General features: G+C 70.5%; 1 protein-coding gene. It reads right to left on the reverse strand.

All coding sequences use genetic code 11. The features are described from left to right. The coding region (locus N5D53_RS27595; RefSeq protein WP_279841142.1) for a condensation domain-containing protein at positions 1-1,077 on the reverse strand (1,077 nt) is incomplete at both ends.

Here is a 1,077-nt window from a genome sequence, read left to right on the forward strand (position 1 = left end):
CCCTTGCGGCGCCTGGCAGTGCTCGACCAGCGCCGCCAGCTCCGCCTCGTAGGCCCGCGCCAGCCGCTCGATGGTCGCGCGGGCGAACATCTGCCCGCTGAAGCTGAACGCCAGGCTCAGCTCGCCGCCATACACCTGGCCATTGAGCACCAGCCAGTTGCCCAGCGGCGCCAGCGGGCTCTGCTCCTCACCTGCGCTTTCGGCAGCGGGCACGAACAGCGCCCGCTCATCGAACTGGCCATCCAGCTGGCCCAAGTAGTTGAAGGTGATGCGCGGCACCGGCAGCCCGGCCAGGCTCGCGCGCGCAGCCTCGTCGCCCAGGTAGCGCAAAGCGCCGAAACCGATGCCCTTGTGCGGCACGCCGCGCAGCTGTTCCTTGACCTGCTTGATCGAGGCGCCCAGCTCGGCGGCCGGGGTCAGGCGCACCGGGTAGGCGCTGGTGAACCAGCCCACCGTACGGCTCAGGTCGATGTCGTCGAACAGGTCTTCGCGGCCATGGCCTTCCAGCTCCACCAGCGCCGAATCGGCGCCGCTCCAGCGACACACCACCCGGGCCAAGGCGGTCAGCAGCAGGTCGTTGACCTGGGTGCGGTAGGCCGCCGGGGCCTGTTGCAGCAAGCGTCGGGTCAGCTCGGCATCCAGGTGTGCCTGCACGCTCTGGCGGTGACGGTTCTGCAGGCTGGCGCCCAGCTCGGCCTCGGGCAGGTCCAGCGGCGCACCGGCCAGTTGCCCTTGCCAGTAGGCCAGCTCGCTGTCCAGGCTTGCGGCATGCTGCTGCAGGCGTTCGCCCCAGGTCTTGAAGGCGCTGGTCTTGGCCGGCAGTTTCGGCGTGCTGCCCGCCAGGGCCTGGCGGTAGGCATCGTGCAGGTCTTCCAGCAGCACGCGCCAGGACACGCCATCGACCACCAGGTGGTGGATCACCAGCAGCAGGCGCTGGCCACCGTCGGCCAGGTCGATCAGCACCGCACGCAGCAGCGGGCCCTGGGCCAGGTCCAGGCTACGCTGGGCCTCTTCGCAGGTCGCCTCGATTTCCTCGGCGCTGCGCAGCGCGGCACGCCATAGCAACGGCTGGGCCGG

Source organism: Pseudomonas sp. GD03862, from assembly GCF_029840855.1.
In the GTDB taxonomy this organism is placed as follows: Bacteria; Pseudomonadota; Gammaproteobacteria; order Pseudomonadales; family Pseudomonadaceae; genus Aquipseudomonas; species Aquipseudomonas alloputida.